Here is a 15,869-nt window from a genome sequence, read left to right as displayed (position 1 = left end):
TTCCTCAGTGGCCGGGCCGCCCCGGCCACTGCTTGCCGGCCCAGGGGTCGTAGTCGGCGATGAGCTCCTCCTGCGGCGGCCGCTCGCCGTCGGGGACGTGCTGCAGGTTGACCCGTACCCGGTACCAGAGCGAGCTGGACCCGCGCATCCCGTCGACCAGGATGTCGGCAGGCTGCAGGGAATCCACGACGGCGGCGTGCCGGGACTTCCATTCGTCGAGCGCAGCCAGCGCTTCCGGCTTGGTCCTGGTCCGGGCCACTTCGATGAGCGGCATCAGCGACTGGCGGCGGCCGGAGCCGTTGCCGCTGCGCGGAGCCTTCTCCGCCGGACCCAGTTCCTTCGCCAGGGCCAGCAATCCATCCAACGATCCGGCCGCCCCGTCAATGCCTGCGTGCGGATCGCCGGTTTCTGCAAACCGCTTCAGCATCGTGGGAACAGTGAACTGTCCAGGCCGGGCCGTGCGCATCTCCTCCCACGTCAGCGGCGCTGAAACGCGGGCATCCGGCAGTGGCCTGACTGAGTAGGCGGACGCGACCGTACGGTCCTTGGCATTCTGGTTGAAGTCCACGAAGACGCTCTCGCCGCGCTCCTCCTTCCACCACCGTGCCGTCGCAAGGCCGGGAGCCCGGTTTTCCACTTCCCGTGCCAGGGTTTCGGCAGCCAGCCGGACATCGGAGTAGGACCACTCCGGGGCAATGCGGACCAGGATGTGAAGTCCGCGCGACCCGCTGGTCTTGGGCCATCCCACCAAACCCACGTCATCGAGCACCTCCTGGGCCACGTACGCCGTATCCACGATCTGCGACCAGTCCACGCCCGGCATGGGGTCAAGGTCCACCCGCAGTTCGTCCGGGTGTTCCAGGTCCTCTGCCCGCACGGGATGCGGGTTCAGGTCCAGGCAGCCAAGGTTGATGACCCAGGCCAGGCCGGCGGCATCCCGGATCACGGCTTCCTCGGCCGAGGTCCCGGACGCGTAATGCAGTGTGGCGGTACCAACAAAGGGCGGGTGGTTTTCCGGCACGCGTTTTTGGAAGAACGGCTCGGCGTCAATGCCTTTCGGGAACCGCTTGAGCACCATGGGCCGGCCGCCCGCGCCCCGCAGTGCGCCCTCCGCCACTGCAAGGTAATAGCGCACCAGGTCGAGCTTGGTCAGCCCCGGCTCCGGGAATACCACCTTGTCCGGGCTGGAGATGCGGACTTCGATTCCATCGATGTCGAGAACCTCGGGCGGCGTCTTTGACGGGGTCATGCCGCCACGGTAGCAGCGGCCCGGACCGCTGTCAGCCGTTCACCGGCCGCCGTTGACCAGGCGCCGTGCCGCGGCTGAGTGCTCCGCGATAAGCCCCGGTATGTCCAGCCCCGGGATCTGGCCGTCCACCACCCGCCACTTCCCGCCGACCATCACCCGGTCGGCCCTGTCGGCGGCGCAGAGGAGGAGGGCGGCGACGGGGTCGTGGCTGCCGGAGAAGCGCAGCTCATCCAGGGTGAACAGCGCCAGGTCGGCCTGCATCCCGGGTGCCAGCTGACCCAGTCCCCGCCGGCCCAGCACGGCAGCCGAGCCGCGGGTGGCCCAGCCCAGCGCCCGCTCCACCGGAACGTCGGCCCCGTAGCGCAGCCGCTGCAGGTAGAGCGCCTGGCGTGCTTCCAGGATCATGTTGGAGGCATCGTTCGACGCCGAACCGTCCACGCCGAGCCCCACCGGTACCCCGGCATCCTCCAGTTCCAAGACCCTGGCTGTACCGGAGGCAAGCCTCATGTTGGAGGTGGGGCAATGCGCGACGCCGGTCCCCGCCGCACCGAGGCGGGTGATCTCGGCGTCGCTGAAGTGGATGCCGTGGCCCAGCCAGGTGCGGTCCGTCAGCCAGCCCACGCTGTCCAGGTAGTCCACCGTGCGCAACCCGAACATCTCCCGGCAGAAGTCCTCCTCGTCAAGGGTCTCTGCCAGGTGCGTGTGCAGCCGGACGTCCAGCCGTTCAGCGAGGGCAGCGCTTTCGGCCATGATGTCCTTCGTGACCGAGAACGGGGAGCACGGGGCCAGGGCGACCTGGATCACGGCGTCGTCGCCGCGCTCGTGGTACGTGGAAACCAGGCGCTCGCTGTCCGCCAGCACCACCTCCGGATCCTGCACCGTGGACTGTGGCGGCAGGCCGCCGTCGTCGGTTCCAAGGGTCATGGAGCCGCGGGTCAGTGTGGCCCGCATGCCCAGCCGGCGCACTGCTTCCACCTCGATGTCAATGGCATCCTCGAGCCCTGCCGGGAAGAGGTAGTGGTGGTCCGCTGCGGTGGTGCAGCCGGAAAGAAGCAGTTCGGCGAGGGCAGCCGTTGCGGCCAGTTCCAGGTCCTTGGGAGTGAGCCGCGCCCACACTGGATAGAGGTTCTGCAGCCAGGGGAACAGTGGGGCGTTGGCCACCGGGCCCCAGGCGCGGGTGAGGGTCTGGTAGAAGTGGTGGTGCGTGTTGACCAGGCCGGGCAGCAGTACGTGGTTGCCGGCGTCGAACGTTTCGGTGCAGGGCGTGGACGGCTGTTGGCCGGCGGCAAGGACCTCTGTGATAACACCGCCGCTGACCACCACGCCGCCGGAGGCGTCGAGGGAGTTGGCGGTAAACGCGGCCAACGGATTCCTGATCCAGAGCCGGCTGATGGGGGCAGGGGAGGAAATGGTCATGGGCTGTCCTTGTCTGAGCGGAGTGCGGTGCAGTTATATCCAGCTCAGTGAGGCCCTGTCTGCTGATCCAGGTTCCCGTGCCGTCGGGCGGCGCGGGTGCGACCAGAGTAGGGAAACGGCCTGGCCTGCGTCAATGCCTCTGTTTGTGACCGCGGAGACGGACGGGCCGGTGAAGAGCGCGAAACATAGATTTCACATCGCGAAATTAAATTTCCAGAAAACTATGGCGCGGCCCACAAAGCGGTGCTAATCTCGATTCTGCCAAAGGCGGGCGCCCGAACCCGGGAAGCTATCTACCAGGCGCAACTTAACCTTCACAGCACATGCTGAAGCCTGGTAACCGTTCGCACCTGGTTCTACTGGTCCTGCGCGGCAACAGGCTTCCCGGCAAAAGGAAGTCGCATCATGAGTACCACCGTCACGGCCGAACAGTTTTTGGCCCGCTCCATCCGGCTGGCAACGGCCAACGTCCTCAACAGCGGAGGCCCGTTCGGCGCCATGATCGTCACGGCGGACGGCAAGACGTTCGACGGCGTCAACCGCGTCACTGCGGACAACGATCCCACCGCCCACGCTGAAGTCACCGCCATCCGCACCGCTTGCCGCGAGCTGGGGACCTTCGACCTCAGCGGCGCCACCCTCTACACCAGCTGCGAGCCGTGCCCCATGTGCCTGGCCTCCGCACTCTGGGCACGGGTCAGCCGCGTTGTCTACGCGGCGGACCGCCACGACGCCGCCTCGGTCGGCTTCGACGACGCCGTGTTCTACGAATACTTCGACAACCAGGACAGGGATTCCCTGATGCCGGTTTCCAAGCTGGAGCTGGGCGATCCCCAGGCCCCGGCCCCGCTGGAACCGTTCACCACCTGGAACACGCTCGAAACCAGGATTGACTACTAGGGCCCGGTGGCTGACATGACAATCCTGGACAATTCCGCTGAAAAGCAGGCTGCGCTGCTCCCCAACGGGAACAACAGTGCAGAGCCCGCAGCGGCACGCGAAACGCAAAAGGCAACCGGACGGACGCGGCTGGGAAGCACCCCGCCGGCGGCGGACTCCCTCCTGGACCGGTTCTTCCACATCACGCAGCGCGGCTCAACCCTTGCCCGCGAATTCCGTGGCGGCCTGGTCACCTTCTTCACCATGGCGTACATCGTCATCCTCAACCCCCTCATCCTGGGCGGGTTCAGCGCGGACAACGCCCCCACCGACGTCGCCGGAGGCTGGCTCTCCGCCGCGCAGGTGGGCGCCGTCACCGGCCTCACCGCCGGCGTCATGACCATCCTCTTCGGCCTCATCGCCAACCTGCCGTTCGGGCTCGCCGCCGGACTGGGCATCAACTCCTTCCTTGCCGTCTCGGTGATCCAGGAAGTCACCTGGCCCGAGGCCATGGGCCTGGTGGTGATCAACGGCATCCTGATCGTCCTGTTCGGCGTCACCGGCGCCCGGACGGCCATTTTCCGGGCCGTGCCCAAGGAACTGAAGGCCGCCATCACGGTCGGCATCGGCCTGTTCATCGCCTTCATCGGCTTCGTGGACTCCGGCTTCGTCCGGCCCACCGCGGGCGGGCCGCCCGTCCAGCTGGGCGACGGCGGCTCCATCACCTCCGTGCCCACGCTGGTGTTCGTCGTCGGCCTCCTTGCCATGGGCATCCTCGTGGCACGCAAGGTCCAGGGCGGACTCCTGATCGGGATCGTCGGCACCACCGTGCTGGCCGCCGTCGTGGAAGCAGTCATGAAACTGGGCCCCGCCAGCGCCACCAACCCCGGCGGCTGGCACCTGAACACCCCGGTCCTGTCCGGCCAGCTGGTGTCCGCCCCGGACTTGGGCCTCGTAGGCCACTTCGACCTCTTCGGCTCCTTCGCCAGGATCGGCGGACTCGCAGCCACCATGCTGGTGTTCACGCTCGTGTTCACCAACTTCTTCGACGCCATGGGCACCATGACCGGCCTGGCCAAGAGCGCCGGCGTCGCCCACAGGGACGGCACTTTCCCGCGGCTGAAGTCCGCCTTCATCGTGGAAGGCTTCGGCGCCGTGGCGGGCGGGGCCACCTCCGGTTCCTCCAATACCGTCTACATCGACTCGGCAGCCGGCATCGGCGAAGGTGCCCGCACCGGCCTGGCGTCGGTGGTCACGGGCGTACTGTTCCTCGGCTCGATGTTCCTCACCCCGCTCACCAGCGTGGTGCCGCTCGAGGTTGCCGCGGCCGCCCTGGTGGTGGTGGGGGCCATGATGATGGCGCAGATCCGGGAGATCAAGTTCACCAAGTTCACCGTGGCCCTGCCGGCTTTCCTCACCATCGTGACCATGCCGCTGAGCTACTCGATCGCCAACGGCATCGGCGTGGGCTTTGTGAGCTGGGCCGTGATCGGGGCGGCATCCGGCAAGGCCAAGAAGATCCATCCGCTGATGTGGGTGGTGAGCGCCGGGTTCCTGGTGTACTTCGCCCGCGGGCCGATCAACGCCCTGCTGGGCGGCTAAGCAGTGCCCTTTCCTTCCGGGGGCCGTGCCAGCCCTTGGCCCGGCCCCCGGAAGGACCGACAATTGACACCACCGCTGCGGAAGAAGGAGCGACGCCATGCTTGACCTGATCCCTTCGCTCGGCCCCTGGGTGCCCCGGCTCGCAGCCCGGGAGTTCGCCGTGGCCACCATCGTGGCGGCCTCCGGGTCTGTGCCCCGGCCCGTGGGAACGTCCATGCTGGTCGCCGGTTCCGGTGACGTGCTGGGCAGCTTGTCCGGCGGCTGCGTGGAAGGCGCCGTGGTGGCGCTCGCCCAGGAGGCAATGGACGACGCCGTCCCGCGCCACGGGACCTTTGGCTTCAGTTCCGCAGATGCCTTCGCGGCCGGACTCACCTGCGGGGGCGAACTGGGCATCCAGATCCAGCCCGTACCCGCCGCCGTGCCTGGCGAAATCCCGCACCCGCTTCGGGCCGTCCTGTTGCAGCTCGCCGGCCTGGGTCCGGCCCACGCCGTGGCGCTGGTACGGCTGCTCGATACTCCAGGAGGTGCCGCCGTCGTCCTCTCCGATCCGGGCGCCTTCCGCCTGGCAGCATCTTCGGAGCTGGCAGCGCTGCTGCACGGGGAACCGGCCCTGCAGGTGGAATCCCTGGTGCGCAGCGGCGGTGCCGGGCTGGTCCGGCTCCTGCAGCCGGGCGAATGCGCCCCCGCCAAGTCCGGCGACGCTCAACCTGCCGCGGAACCCGCCATCCTGGTGGAGTCCAGGCTGGCCCCGCCGCGGATGCTGGTATTCGGCGCCAACGACTTCGGTGCCGCACTGGTCCCTGCAGCCAAGCTGCTGGGCTACCACGTGACCCTCGTTGATGCCCGGCCAGCCTTCGCGTCCCAGCCCCGGTTCGCGGCCGCCGACCAGGTGGTCACCGACTGGCCGCACCGCTACCTGGCAGCGGAAGCGGCGGCGGGCCGGACGGACAGCCGCACCGTGGCCGCCGTCCTCACCCATGACCCCAAATTCGACCTCCCCCTGCTGGAAACGGCGTTGGCCATGGACCTTGCCTACGTTGGCGCCATGGGGTCCCGGCGGAGCCACCTCCAACGGGTTGAGCAGCTCCTTGACGCGGGCGTCGCGCCGGAGCGTATCGCCCAGCTCCACTCACCCATCGGCCTTGACCTCGGTGCGGTCACTCCCGCCGAAGTGGCGGTATCCGTCACCGCGGAACTGATCGCCGCCCGCACCCGCGCTGCCAGCTGCCAGCCGCTGCGGGAAACTTCCGGCACCATCCATCACCACCTGGCTGCCCCGGCGCCCACAGACCTTAATACGCAGGAGATCGCATGGACATGAACACCATCGAGGCGGTGGTCCGCACCACCGACCCCGCACAATGGCGCGACGGCGACGCCTGGCTTGCCGGCGGCACGGTCCTTTTCTCCTACGGCAGCTATGCGTTTGGCCCGCAGCCGCTCAAGCGGCTGCTGGACCTCGGCGACGCCGGCTGGACGCCCATCACCGTCAACGAAGACGGGATTGAGCTGGCAGCCACCTGCACCATCGCGCAGCTGTACGCCCTGCCCGGTACCCCGGAGGTGACCGGCCGCACGTGGCCAGGGCTGGACCTGGTCCGTGCGTGCTGCGATTCCTTCGTGGCGTCCTTCAAGGTGTGGAACATGTCCACCGTGGGCGGCAACCTCTGCACCTCGCTGCCCGCCGGTCCCATCATCTCGCTGTGCGCCGGACTGGATGGCGTGGCCACCGTCCTCGCGCCAGGCGGTTCCAGCCGTACCGTCCCCGTGGCGGAGTTCGTCACCGGGGATGCGAAAAACTGCCTGGCACCCGGCGAGCTGCTTCGCAGCGTCCACCTGCCGGCGTCGGCCCTTTCCGCCCGCGTGGCCTTCCGGCGCCTGTCCCTCAGCAACTTGGGCCGGTCCGGGGCGCTGCTCATCGGACGGCTCGACGACGACTCCTCCCTAACCCTGACGGTCACCGCCGCCACCAAGCGGCCGGTGCAGCTGCGCTTCGACACGCTCCCGGACGCAGGCCGGCTGGCCGCCGCGCTGGATGACCACATCCCTGCCGGGCTCTACCACGATGACATCCACGGCCTGCCTGCATGGCGCCGGGACATGACCTCCCGGCTGGCCGAGGAAATCCGTGCAGAACTCGCCGCACCCGCCGGTGCCCACGATGTTCCTGTCTCCGGCGACTTCTGGCCGCCCCGGGCCGGCGACAGGCCGGCCGCCGGGACTACCACACTGCCGAAAGGGGCCTGAGCATGGCCATCAAGATTAACGGAACCCCCGCGGGCGCGGACCCGCGCCCGGGGCAATGCCTGCGGACGTTCCTGCGCGAGCAGGGCAACACCGGCGTGAAGAAGGGGTGCGACGGCGGAGACTGCGGTGCCTGCACCGTGCACGTGGACGGGACGCCGGTCCACAGCTGCATCTACCCGGCAGTACGCGCGGAGGGCCATGCGGTCACCACGATCGAGGGGCTGGCCGCCGCCGGTGGTCCCGAGGGGGAGCTGCACCCGGTGCAGCAGCAGTTCATGGAACGCCAAGGCTTCCAATGCGGCTTCTGCACGGCGGGCATGGTGATGACGGCCGCCACGTTCGACGACGACCAAAAGGAGAACCTGCCCCGGAACCTCAAAGGCAACCTTTGCCGCTGCACCGGCTACCGCGCCATCGCCGACGCGGTCTGCGGGAACGCCGGCCACCCCGATCCCCAGGGACCGGGGTCCGGGATCGCAGGGGAGGGGCAGCCTGACCCGGAGCCGGGCCGTTTGGGCGACGACGTTCCCGCGCCTGCCAGCCGGGCGGTGGTCACCGGGACCGCCCGTTACACCCTGGATCTCCCGGGTGACCAGCAGCGGGCACTGCTGCACCTGAAGATCCTGCGCTCGCCGCACGCACACGCCCGGGTGGTCTCCATCGATACGGAAGCTGCCCTGAAGATTCCGGGGGTGGTGGCGGTCTTCACTCACGAGGATGCGCCGGAGCAGCTGTTCTCCACCGCGCAGCACGAGCTCTTCACCGACGACCCGGACGATACGCGGGTGTTGGATGACGTGGTGCGCTTCATTGGCCAGCGGGTGGCCGCCGTCGTCGCCGAGTCGGTGGGCGCCGCGGAGGCCGGGGTGCGGGCGCTCCAGGTGGAATACCAGGAACTGCCCGCCGTCTTCTCGCCGCAGGAGGCCCTGCGTCCCGGCGCGCCGTTGGTCCACGGGGACAAGGATGCCGCCCGCTCCCGCATCTCGCGGCCGGACGGCAACGTGGTGGCGGAACTGCACTCGGAGTTGGGGAGCGTGGCTGACGGCTTCGCCGCCGCCGATTTTATCCACGAACAGACCTACCAGACCCAGCGGGTGCAGCACGTGGCACTGGAAACCCACGCTGCCATCGCGTCGGTGGACGCCGAAGGGCGGCTCCAGGTCCGCACGTCAAGCCAGGTCCCGTTCCTGGTCCGCCGCACCCTGTGCCGGGTATTCGGTTTGCCGGAAGACAAAGTGCATGTGGTGGCGGGCCGCGTCGGCGGTGGATTTGGCGGCAAGCAGGAGGTCCTTACCGAGGACCTCGTGGCGCTCGCGGCCCTGAAGCTGCAACGGCCGGTCCAGCTGGAACTGACCCGCACCGAGCAGTTCACCGCCACCACCACCCGGCACCCGTTCACCATCAAGCTGAAGGCCGGGGCCAGCAGGGAAGGGCGGGTGACCGCGCTTGAGCTGGACGTGGTGACCAACACCGGCGCCTACGGCAACCACGGGCCCGGCGTCATGTTCCATGGCTGCGGCGAATCGCTGGCCGTGTACAACTGTGCCAACAAGAAAGTGGACGCGCATTCGGTGTACACCAACACCGTGCCGTCCGGTGCGTTCCGCGGGTACGGGCTGAGCCAGATGATCTTCGCCATCGAGTCCGCCATGGACGAGCTCGCCGCCGGTATCGGCATGGACCCGCTGGAGTTCCGCCGGCGCAACATGGTCCGCGAGGGCGACCACATGCTGTCCACCCAGCCGGACCCGGAGGAAGACGTCCACTACGGCAGCTACGGACTGGACCAGTGCCTGGACCTCGTCCGGGATGCCCTGGACCGCGGCAAGGCCAGATACCGGGACGCAGGCCTGGATGACCTTGGACCCGACTGGATGGTGGGTGAAGGGGCCGCCCTGTCCATGATCGACACCGTGCCCCCGCGCGGCCACTTTGCCCATTCCCGGCTCCGGCTGCTGCCGGACGGGACGTACCAGGCCGACGTCGGGACCGCCGAGTTCGGCAACGGCACCACCACCGTGCACGCCCAGCTGGCGGCTACAGCCCTGTCCACGGAGGCGTCCAGGGTGGCGGTGCGGCAGTCCGACACCGACCTGGTGGAGCACGATACCGGTGCGTTCGGCTCCGCCGGCACCGTGGTGGCCGGCAAGGCGACCCTGGCAGCCGCGGAAGAGCTGGCTGTCCGGATCCGCGCTTTTGCCGCCGGGATCCGGCAGACCCAGGCGTCTGCGTGCGTCCTCGACGGTGACGCCGTGGTGGTCGACGGAACTCCCGTGGCACTGGCTGAATTGGCGCAGGGCGCCGCGGATGCCGGCGTCGAACTGGCCGCGGAGGGGCGCTGGGGCGGTACACCGCGGTCGGTCGCCTTCAACGTGCACGGCTTCCGGGTGGCGGTAAACCGCGGCACCGGCGAACTGAAGATCCTGCAAAGCGTGCAGGCAGCGGACGCCGGGGTGGTGGTCAACCCGCGCCAGTGCCGTGGACAGATCGAGGGCGGGATCGCCCAGGCCCTGGGTGCCACGCTGTATGAGGAAGTGGTGGTGGACGACGCCGGAAAGGTCACCACGGACATCCTGCGGCAGTACCACATCCCTACGTTCGCGGACGTGCCGCGCAGCGAGGTGTACTTCGCCGACACGAACGACAAGATGGGGCCGCTGGGGGCGAAATCCATGAGCGAAAGCCCCTTCAATCCCGTGGCTCCGGCGCTTGCCAACGCCATCCGGAACGCGACCGGAGTGCGGTTTACGTCCCTGCCCATTGCCCGTGACCGGATCTACCTGGGGCTCAAGGAAGCGGGACTGGTGCCCGGGCTGGAACAGGTTCCTGCATAGGACCACGCCGGGGGCCACATGCGGCTCCCGGGGTGGGCCCCGGGCGGGGCGGATCTGACCCCGGCTTGCATCGTTGCATATAGTCGGGGGATGGAACAGCGGATTTTAGGCAAGACCGGACGGAATGTGTCCATTGTGGGGCTCGGCACCTGGCAGCTCGGCGCGGACTGGGGCAACGTGGACCCGGCGCAGGCACAGGCGATCCTCGCGGCTTCCGTGGAAGCGGGAGTCACCTTCTTTGACACCGCCGACGTCTACGGTGATGGACGCAGCGAGCAGGCCATCGGGAAGTTCCTGAAGGAGAACCCGGGCCTCGGCATTACCGTGGCCACCAAGATGGGCCGCCGGATGGAACAGCAGCCGGAAAACTACACCCTGGCCAACTTCCGCCAGTGGGTGGACCGTTCCAGGAAGAACCTGGGGACGGACACGCTGGACCTGGTCCAGCTGCACTGCCCGCCCACTCCCGTCTACAGCAACAACGAGGTCTACGACGCACTGGACACCCTGGTGTCCGAGGGCGCCATCCGCAACTACGGTGTCTCCGTGGAACGCACGGACGAGGCCCTGGAAGCGATCCGCCACGAGGGAACCGCTTCCGTCCAGATCATCCTGAACGCCTTCCGGCTCAAGCCCCTGGACGACGTCCTCCCGGCCGCCAAAGCCTCAGGCGTGGGCATCATTGCCCGCGTTCCGCTGGCATCGGGTCTGCTGTCCGGCAAATACTCCAAGGACACCACGTTCGCGGAGAACGACCACCGGAACTACAACCGCAAGGGCGAGGCCTTCGACGTCGGGGAAACCTTCTCCGGCGTGGACTACGAGCTGGGCCTGAAAGCTGTGAAGGAGTTCGAGCAGCTGGTGCCGGAGGGCGCCACCACCGCCCAGGCTGCCATCGCCTGGATTGCTGCGCAGGACGGGGTCAGCACCGTCATTCCGGGCGCCCGCAACGTGGAACAGGCCCGCGGCAACGCGGCCGCGGCTGGCGTCAGCATCGGCAAAGAGTTCGACGACGGCGTCCGCTGGATCTACGACCACTACTTCCGCGAGGCCATCCACCCGCGCTGGTAACTACAGCGTCCAAGGTGGCTGGAGTGGAGCCTGCTTCCGGCATCGCGGCATTCGTTGAGCAGCTTGCAGTGGTCGACACGGGTGCTGCGGCCAACAATTTCTTCAACCAGGCAGTTCCGGAGAATGCGCTCCGCAGGCACAACCTGGAGCTCTACCTGCAGGAGATGCTGGAACGCCGGCCCAAGGTACTGCTGGTGGGGGAGGCGCCGGGCTTCAGGGGCATGCGGATCACCGGGGTGCCCTTCACCAACAGGGTCATCCTCGGAGGGGCCGCCAACAGCTTTGGGCTTTTCGGCCCTGGCAAGGGCTACGTGCTGCCGCCCGAAGCTGCGGGAGTTGCCGCGGAGCCCACCGCCACCGTGCTCTGGCAGGTCCTGGAAGAAGTGGGGTTCCTTCCACTGCTGTGGAGTGCCTTTCCCTGGCACCCGCACCAACCGGGAAATCCCTTGTCCAACCGCACGCCCCGGCCCTCCGAGACCAAGCTCGGCACGCCTTTCTGGCAGGAGCTCGCGGAACTGTTCGGCATCAGTACCATCGTGGCCGTAGGCAACGTGGCCCAGCACAGCCTGCAACGCAGCGGCCTGGACGTACCGAAGATCCGGCATCCCGCCCACGGGGGCAGGTCCGGTTTCAAACAGGGGCTGGAGCAATTGCTGGAGCGTGGGATGCCGGCCTGAGCTGATTCTCCGCGGCCGGTCTTGAATGTCGTACCCCTTTGTCATGATGGGTTTATGGGGAAGGCGGCGGTGGTGAGGGCTTTTGGGGAGATCCGTGCTGCCCTTGCTGTGCTGAGTGCTGAGGTTGACGGGTCCGGTGCGGTGCCTTTTTCTGCGGCTGACCCTTTGGCTGGTTTGGCGGATGGTTGCCTGGAGATTCTGGCGGGGTCCCGGGAGGTTGAAGCCGGGATCGCTGGGTTGAAGGCCAAGGCTGCCGTTGGGTATGCGGAGAGCGCCGCGGCCGTTGCGGGGCCGGATGTTCCGGTGCGGGCGCAGGAGATGGCGGTCGCGGCGGAGATCGGATGCGTGCTGGCCCTGGGGCCGCGGGCAGCGTCGTCGTTCCTGGTCACCTCCTACGCTGTCACGGCGACGTTGCCGCGAACGTTGGAGGCGTTGCAGGCCGGGGTGATCTCCTGGAGCCACGCGGTGGTGATGGCGGACGAGACAGCGTGCCTTGATCCTGCCGGGGCTGCGGCGTTGGAAGCGCATTTCCTGGACCCGGACCCCCCGGACCCGGCGCGGGGGTGCCCGGTGGGGCAGTTGCCGGCGCACCGGTTCAAGGCCAAGGCCCGTACCTGGCGGGAACGCCACCACGCGGAGTCCATCGAAAAACGCCACGCCAAAGGGGTCGCGGACCGGCGGGTGGAGTTCCGCCCGGACCAGGACGGGATGGCCTGGCTCTCCGCGTACCTTCCCGCGGACCAGGCCCTGGCCGGGTGGAACCGGCACACCGCCGCCGCCCGGGGCATCCAGGGACCGGACGAGCCCCGCAGCATGCCCCAACTCCGGGCCGACACCTTCGCCGACGCGATCCTCACCAGCGGCACCACGGACGACGGCGACACCAGCGGCAGTTCCAGCAGTAGCGTCACCGAGGGCGCGGGTGCCGTCCGGGACCGTGGGCAATCTCCGATCCGGGCGCAGGTGCTGGTCACGGTCCCGGTGTTCTCCCTGCTGGGCCTGACCGATGAACCGGCGGTGCTGGACGGGTACGGTCCCATCCCGCCGTCAATGGCCAGGGCACTCGTCGCTGGCGGGGCGGGGTCGTTCTACCGGGTGTTGGTGGATCCTCGGGACGGGGCTCCGTTGGAGATCGGCCGGACAAGCTACCGGGTCACCGGCGGGATGCGGGCGTGGCTGCGGATGCGGGACGGCAAGTGCCCGTTCCCGGGCTGCAGCAACAACTCCCTGGACAACGACGCCGACCACATCCTCGCCTGGGCCAACGGCGGCCCCACCGGAATCAGCAACCTGGGACAGCCCTGCCCGAAACACCACAAACTCCGCCACACCACCGCCTGGAACCCCACCCCCGCCACCAAGAACGAACCACCCGGCTGGACCTCACCCACCGGCCGCCACTACCAAAGCGAACACCAGGACTGGGAACCACCACGCTGGCCGGATCGGAAGTGGCTGGACGGAACGTGGCCCGACCGAAAGTGGCCGGGCAGCACCGACCTCGTTCGCCATGGCGCGTCCCCCTGGGAGGATGCCCTTGAGCGGTTCCTGCGGGCTCACGCCTGACGGTCTCCGGGTGCTGGTGCTACTGGAGAAGGCCAAGTTGGTTCGGTGTATCCACGTCCTCGCCCGTGGACTGATCGCTGCAGTCAACCTCATCCACAAGATGCGGATGGCTCCGCAGGAACCCGCGGGCCCCGGCGTCACCCGTCACCGTTGCACACACGGCGTCGCGCAGGGAGGCGTCGATGACCAGGGGATGCCCGCGGCGGAGCCCCGCCGCACCGCCGTCGTTGGAATCACGACGGCCGTACGCGGCCGCGGTGATCCGCCCAGTGCGGTGGCAGGACAACAGGCGGTGCACCGTTTCCAGTGTCAGGCCCGGCTGGTCCACCAGCGCGACCAAGAGATGGTCTGCCGGGTCCGAGGCCTGGTTGCCGAGTAGGAAGGAACTGCCCATTCCTGATTCCCATTCCGGGTTGGTCAGCACGCGGCAGCCGTCCAGCCTGGCGGCAGCCTCAACCTGGGCCGCACCTGCACCGAGGACCACCACCACCTCCCGGCAGCCACCGTCGAGCAGTGTTCCGGCGATGGCCTCCACCAACGGGCGTCCCCGGTACGGAAGCAGGGCCTTCGGGCCCAGTCCCAGGCGGGTGCCCGCCCCTGCGGCGAGCACCACCCCGGTGGTCCTCATTCCCGCTGAACCGGTCCTGCTTCCGTCATCCATAGCTGCACCCTACGGGAGCAACGCTCAGGCGTCGCCGCCCGCCCCACCGGTGGTGCCGGCGTTGACGTCCAGGAGTTTGTAGCGATCCATGGCGTAGGACGGCGCGCCCTCCTCCACGTCGCCCCTCGCCGCGAGCATCTGCAGGACTTTCACCACGATGGAGTGGGTGTCGTTCTTAAAGAAGCGGCGGGCTGCTGCGCGGGTGTCGGAGAAGCCGAAGCCGTCGGCGCCGAGGGTGGCGTATTCGTTGGGGACGAATTGCCGGATTTGGTCCGGGACGGCTTTCATGTAGTCGGAGACGGCGACGATGGGGCCGGTGGCGCCTTCGAGTTGCTGGGTGACGAACGGGACGCGGGCGGGTTGGCCGGGGTTGAGGAAGGCTTCCTCTTCGGCGGCGAGGCCGTCGCGGCGCAGTTCGTTCCAGGAGGTCACGGACCAGACGTCGGCGGAGACGTTCCAGTCATCGGCCAGCACGCGCTGGGCTTCGATGGCCCAGGGCACGGAGACGCCGGAGGCAAGGATCTGTGCCTTCGGTCCTTCACTACTCGACGCCGACACCCGGTAGATGCCGCCCAGCACACCCTGCACATCGAGGTCCTGAGGCTCGGCCGGCTGCACGATCGGTTCGTTGTACACCGTGAGGTAGTACATGACGTTCTTGTCCGTCGAATCCGCACCGTACATCCGTTCCAGGCCGGAGCGGACGATGTGTCCGATTTCGTAGCCGTAGGCGGGGTCGTAGGTGAGGACGGCGGGGTTGGTGGAGGCCAGCAGGGGGGAGTGTCCGTCGGCGTGCTGGAGGCCTTCGCCGGTGAGGGTGGTCCGTCCTGCGGTGGCGCCGATGATGAAGCCGCGGGTCATCTGGTCTCCGGCGGCCCAGAAGGCGTCGCCGGTGCGCTGGAAGCCGAACATGGAGTAGAACACGTAGACCGGGACCAGGGGTACGCCGTGGGTGGCGTAGGAGGTTCCGGCGGCGGTGAAGGCTGCCACGGCGCCGGCTTCGTTGATGCCGGGGTGGATCAGCTGACCGGCGGGGGATTCCTTGTAGGCCAGGACCAGGTCCCGGTCCACCGACAGGTAGTTCTGCCCGGCGGGGCTATAGATCTTCGCCGTCGGGAAGAACGCGTCCATCCCAAACGTGCGGGACTCGTCCGGCACGATGGGCACAATCCGGTTCCCGAACTTCTTGTCGCGGAGCAAATCCTTGAGCAGGCGCACGAACGACATGGTGGTTGCGGCCATCTGCTTGCCTGAACCGCGCTTTGCCACCTCATAGGACTTCGCGTCCGGAAGATCAACCGCCTGGTGTCCGCCGCGGCGTTCGGGAACCGGGCCGCCCAATGCGCTCCGCCGTTCAAGGAGGTAGGCAATCTCGGGTGCATCGAATCCCGGGTGGTAGTAGGGAGGCCGGTACGGGTCGGCGTCGAGTTGTTCATCCGAAATCGGAATGCGCAGGTAATCCCTGAAGTCCTTAAGATCCTCAACCGTCAGTTTCTTCATTTGGTGTGTGGCATTCCTGCCTTCAAACCGCGGGCCCAGGCCGTAGCCCTTGACGGTGTGGGCGAGGATGACGGTGGGTTTGCCCTTGAATTCGGTGGCGGCCTTGTAGGCGGCGTAGACCTTGCGGTAGTCGTGGCCGCCGCGTTTGAGGTTCCAGATCTGGTCAT

12 protein-coding genes are annotated in these 15,869 nt (G+C 68.0%); 8 read left to right on the top strand and 4 right to left on the bottom strand.

The features are described from left to right. Positions 1-4: 4 nt before the first annotated feature. Both ligD and MRBLMD1_RS16410 read right to left on the bottom strand, forming a co-directional pair. The gene (gene ligD, locus MRBLMD1_RS16415) at positions 5-1,249 is read right to left on the bottom strand and encodes a non-homologous end-joining DNA ligase (RefSeq protein ID WP_364401525.1); all 1,245 of its coding nucleotides are present in this window, start codon (positions 1,247-1,249) and stop codon (positions 5-7) included. Between the two features lie 39 nt (positions 1,250-1,288). Continuing rightward, positions 1,289-2,665 (bottom strand): 8-oxoguanine deaminase, encoded by a 1,377-nt coding sequence (locus MRBLMD1_RS16410; RefSeq protein ID WP_364401522.1) that lies wholly within the window; start codon positions 2,663-2,665, stop codon positions 1,289-1,291. Positions 2,666-3,070: 405 nt separating this feature from the next. Between MRBLMD1_RS16410 and MRBLMD1_RS16405 the strand changes: the two genes are divergently transcribed. The 8 genes from MRBLMD1_RS16405 (at position 3,071) to MRBLMD1_RS16370 (ending at position 13,541) form a co-directional block, all read left to right on the top strand. Further along, positions 3,071-3,565 (top strand): nucleoside deaminase, encoded by a 495-nt coding sequence (locus tag MRBLMD1_RS16405; protein WP_159630648.1) that lies wholly within the window; start codon positions 3,071-3,073, stop codon positions 3,563-3,565. Between the two features lie 6 nt (positions 3,566-3,571). Continuing rightward, a complete protein-coding gene (locus tag MRBLMD1_RS16400; RefSeq protein WP_414703706.1) occupies positions 3,572-5,146 on the top strand; it encodes an NCS2 family permease in 1,575 nt (524 codons plus the stop codon). A gap of 97 nt (positions 5,147-5,243) precedes the next feature. Then, positions 5,244-6,467 carry an XdhC family protein gene (locus MRBLMD1_RS16395; protein ID WP_364401518.1) on the top strand — a complete coding sequence of 408 codons (1,224 nt, stop codon included), beginning with the start codon at positions 5,244-5,246 and terminating at the stop codon, positions 6,465-6,467. Next, positions 6,458-7,393 carry an FAD binding domain-containing protein gene (locus tag MRBLMD1_RS16390; RefSeq protein WP_364401515.1) on the top strand — a complete coding sequence of 312 codons (936 nt, stop codon included), beginning with the start codon at positions 6,458-6,460 and terminating at the stop codon, positions 7,391-7,393. Before MRBLMD1_RS16395 ends, MRBLMD1_RS16390 begins: the two co-directional genes overlap by 10 nt. A 2-nt stretch (positions 7,394-7,395) precedes the next feature. Then, complete coding sequence (locus tag MRBLMD1_RS16385) at positions 7,396-10,227, top strand: molybdopterin-dependent oxidoreductase (protein ID WP_364401513.1); 2,832 nt, start codon at positions 7,396-7,398, stop codon at positions 10,225-10,227. 90 nt (positions 10,228-10,317) lie between these two features. Further along, entirely contained in the window at positions 10,318-11,298 is a 981-nt protein-coding gene (locus tag MRBLMD1_RS16380) for an aldo/keto reductase (RefSeq protein ID WP_364401510.1), read from the top strand. A 23-nt stretch (positions 11,299-11,321) separates the two neighbouring features. Then, positions 11,322-11,975: a uracil-DNA glycosylase gene (locus MRBLMD1_RS16375; protein ID WP_364401507.1), complete on the top strand. Its 654-nt coding sequence runs from the start codon at positions 11,322-11,324 to the stop codon at positions 11,973-11,975. Positions 11,976-12,029: 54 nt separating this feature from the next. Continuing rightward, the gene (locus MRBLMD1_RS16370) at positions 12,030-13,541 is read left to right on the top strand and encodes an HNH endonuclease signature motif containing protein (RefSeq protein WP_364401504.1); all 1,512 of its coding nucleotides are present in this window, start codon (positions 12,030-12,032) and stop codon (positions 13,539-13,541) included. Positions 13,542-13,560: 19 nt separating this feature from the next. Here MRBLMD1_RS16370 and nboR read toward each other — a convergent pair whose 3' ends face one another. Continuing rightward, entirely contained in the window at positions 13,561-14,202 is a 642-nt protein-coding gene (gene nboR / locus MRBLMD1_RS16365; RefSeq protein WP_364401501.1) for a nicotine blue oxidoreductase, read from the bottom strand. A gap of 24 nt (positions 14,203-14,226) precedes the next feature. Beyond that, on the bottom strand, positions 14,227-15,869 hold a 1,643-nt coding region (locus MRBLMD1_RS16360), incomplete at its 5' end, for a transketolase-like TK C-terminal-containing protein (RefSeq protein ID WP_414703705.1).

The organism is Pseudarthrobacter sp. LMD1-1-1.1 (genome assembly GCF_040676255.1).
Taxonomy (GTDB): domain Bacteria; phylum Actinomycetota; class Actinomycetes; order Actinomycetales; family Micrococcaceae; genus Arthrobacter.
Note: the sequence above shows the minus strand (reverse complement) of the source record. Positions and strands in the feature narration are given on the sequence as shown.

Excerpts from the sequence above, each read along its gene's own strand:
- ligD (WP_364401525.1), bottom strand. The coding sequence starts at position 1,249 with ATGACCCCGTCAAAGACGCCGCCCGAGGTTCTCGACATCGATGGAATC.
- MRBLMD1_RS16410 (WP_364401522.1), bottom strand. The coding sequence starts at position 2,665 with ATGACCATTTCCTCCCCTGCCCCCATCAGCCGGCTCTGGATCAGGAAT.
- MRBLMD1_RS16405 (WP_159630648.1), top strand. The coding sequence starts at position 3,071 with ATGAGTACCACCGTCACGGCCGAACAGTTTTTGGCCCGCTCCATCCGG.
- MRBLMD1_RS16395 (WP_364401518.1), top strand. The coding sequence starts at position 5,244 with ATGCTTGACCTGATCCCTTCGCTCGGCCCCTGGGTGCCCCGGCTCGCA.
- MRBLMD1_RS16390 (WP_364401515.1), top strand. The coding sequence starts at position 6,458 with ATGGACATGAACACCATCGAGGCGGTGGTCCGCACCACCGACCCCGCA.
- MRBLMD1_RS16385 (WP_364401513.1), top strand. The coding sequence starts at position 7,396 with ATGGCCATCAAGATTAACGGAACCCCCGCGGGCGCGGACCCGCGCCCG.
- MRBLMD1_RS16380 (WP_364401510.1), top strand. The coding sequence starts at position 10,318 with ATGGAACAGCGGATTTTAGGCAAGACCGGACGGAATGTGTCCATTGTG.
- MRBLMD1_RS16370 (WP_364401504.1), top strand. The coding sequence starts at position 12,030 with ATGGGGAAGGCGGCGGTGGTGAGGGCTTTTGGGGAGATCCGTGCTGCC.
- nboR (WP_364401501.1), bottom strand. The coding sequence starts at position 14,202 with ATGGATGACGGAAGCAGGACCGGTTCAGCGGGAATGAGGACCACCGGG.